Annotated in this window: 3 protein-coding genes; 1 reads left to right on the forward strand and 2 read right to left on the reverse strand. The window is 35.1% G+C overall.

The window, feature by feature from the left end; all coding sequences use genetic code 11:
- Window positions 1-7: 7 nt before the first annotated feature.
- A complete protein-coding gene (gene murQ / locus ABJI11_RS06565; RefSeq protein ID WP_348350543.1) occupies window positions 8-820 on the reverse strand; it encodes an N-acetylmuramic acid 6-phosphate etherase in 813 nt (270 codons plus the stop codon).
- A 4-nt stretch (window positions 821-824) separates the two neighbouring features.
- The gene (locus ABJI11_RS06570; RefSeq protein ID WP_348350545.1) at window positions 825-1,574 is read right to left on the reverse strand and encodes a DeoR/GlpR family DNA-binding transcription regulator; all 750 of its coding nucleotides are present in this window, start codon (window positions 1,572-1,574) and stop codon (window positions 825-827) included.
- A gap of 205 nt (window positions 1,575-1,779) precedes the next feature.
- Here ABJI11_RS06570 and ABJI11_RS06575 point away from each other — a divergent pair.
- Window positions 1,780-2,336 (forward strand): 6-phosphogluconolactonase (locus ABJI11_RS06575; protein WP_348350547.1); only part of this gene is annotated, 557 nt, incomplete at its 3' end.

Consider the following 2,336-nt stretch of genomic DNA (forward strand, 5'->3'; position numbering starts at 1 on the left):
AAGCTACTTATCCCCTACCGGCATCAATAGCCAACTTTACAGAGCCATGTTTTTTCAACAAAGCCTCAGCTGCTGCATATTCTATGTCGAGCCCCTCCATGATATAACGTGTACCACGATCAACCAACTTGTCGTTGCTCAATTGCATATTCACCATTTTATTCCCCTTAACCCTACCTATTTTTATCATTAAAGCAGTTGATATCATATTAAGAACGAGTTTCTGCGAAGTACCACTTTTCATTCTAGTACTACCGGTAAGAAATTCCGGACCAACATTGATTTCAATAGGAATAGCCGCAATTCTAGCAATGGGCGCTCCTGGGTTATTAGTAATCGCTGCAGTTAAAATTCCGTTTTGTTTAGCATCTTCTAAACCACCAATTACATATGGTGTGCTACCGGATGCCGCAATACCTACAACAACATCGTTAACATTAATATCATGTTCTTTTAAATCTAACCATGCTTGCTTAGTAGCATCTTCCGCATTTTCAACGGCTTTTCTAATAGCAGTATCTCCACCAGCAATTAAACCCACAACACGTTCATGAGGCATACCAAAGGTTGGCGGTATTTCAGAAGCATCCAAAATCCCTAATCTACCACTAGTACCGGCTCCAATGTAAAAAAGCCTTCCTCCTTTATTAAATCTTTCGGTCAAAGCATCTACAAGTTTAGTAACCTGTGGAATTGTTTTTTCTACGGCATCAGCTATTTTCTTATCCTCCTCATTCATTTTTTGAAGAATAGTAGTCGTATCCATCAATTCTAAATTGTCATGATTCGACGGAGTTTCGGTAATTTTTTTGTAATCCATATAATTATAAAATTTTTATATCGTGATTTTTGAAAGCCTTTAACAACATATCATCAGGCTTTAACTCGGTAATCATTGTATTGATAGAATTAATATCACAAGTCTTATAACGATGTTGAGAGTTTAGTTTTTCAGAAATAGATAAAAGCACAGTTTTCTTTGATGCTTTTATTACCGCTTTTTTTATCTGAACAATATCCCAATCAAACTCCGTTAAACCATATGTTGCATCAACATATCCAGTACCTATAAAACTATAATCAAATCGTATTTCAGAAATATGATGAATGGCATTTGCACCAATAGCAATCTGGGCTTCCTTAGAAATTTGCCCTCCTATAGAAATTACATTGATATTGGCTTTATGAGAAAGTTCCATAGCAACCGGAAGACTAATGGTAAAACAAGTAAGATTTAAATTCTCAGGTATTATTCTAGCAAGTTCCATGCAGGTAGTACCACCATCTAAAAAAATAACGGCACCATCTCGTAACATGTCAATTGCTTTAGCAGCAATTGCAGCCTTATCGGCTAACTTATAGATATTGGTGTTTCTGGCACTGTTAGTCATATACCCCATAGAGATTGCACCACCATGTACCTTACGCAGTTTTTTTTCTGCGTCTAGCTCTTTTACATCTCTTCTGATAGTATCAATAGAAACATCTAAAGCCTCCGCTATATCTGTTATAAGTATTCTATTATGCAGATCAACCTCGCTTAAAATAGTCTGCTGCCGTTCTTCTTTTAGCATTTAAAAAGCTCTTTTTTCACTTATGAATCATACAAAGATAGGGATTTTTAACACATGCCGTTTTATGACGTTAATATAATGTAAACAGAATTTAAAGATTAATTAACAGCAAAATACAGCATAATTTATGGCATAAAACTGCAAATATTCAAAATAACGCATATATTTGCATGGATTTAAAAATTCAAAACCTTACCACTACCTCATGAAAAATACCGTAAACGATTCCAAATTTGACATTAGCCACAAACCCATTGGTCAGTTTGAAGAAACAAGATTCGAAAAAATACACAATGTAATTTTCGAAGATTCCAATGAAGCTTCAATAGTAGTTGCTCATGAAATTGCCGCTTTAATAAAGAAAAGACAAGGACAAAAAAGAAATTGTGTTTTAGGCTTAGCTACCGGGTCTTCCCCTATTAGGGTTTATGAAGAATTAGTTCGCATGCACAAAGAAGAAGGATTAAGTTTTAAAAACGTAGTCACCTTCAACTTAGATGAATATCTACCAATGGAACCTAATAACATACAAAGTTATTTCTATTTCATGCACGAACATCTTTTTAACCATGTAGATATACCAGAGAAAAATATTCACATTCCAGATGGCACGGTTAGCAATAAAGAAACTATAGCGTATTGCCTAAGTTATGATCGTAAAATAAAAGAATATGGCGGTTTAGATTTTCAACTATTAGGAATTGGTAGAACAGGGCATGTGGGCTTTAACGAACCTGGCTCACATTTTAATTCGGGAACACG

The organism is Maribacter sp. (assembly GCF_039968975.1).
Lineage (GTDB): Bacteria > Bacteroidota > Bacteroidia > Flavobacteriales > Flavobacteriaceae > Maribacter.

What these genes read in the sequence shown, in the direction of transcription:
- ABJI11_RS06570 (WP_348350545.1), bottom strand. Translation starts at nt 1,574, where the DNA reads ATGCTAAAAGAAGAACGGCAGCAGACTATTTTAAGCGAGGTTGATCTG.
- murQ (WP_348350543.1), bottom strand. Translation starts at nt 820, where the DNA reads ATGGATTACAAAAAAATTACCGAAACTCCGTCGAATCATGACAATTTA.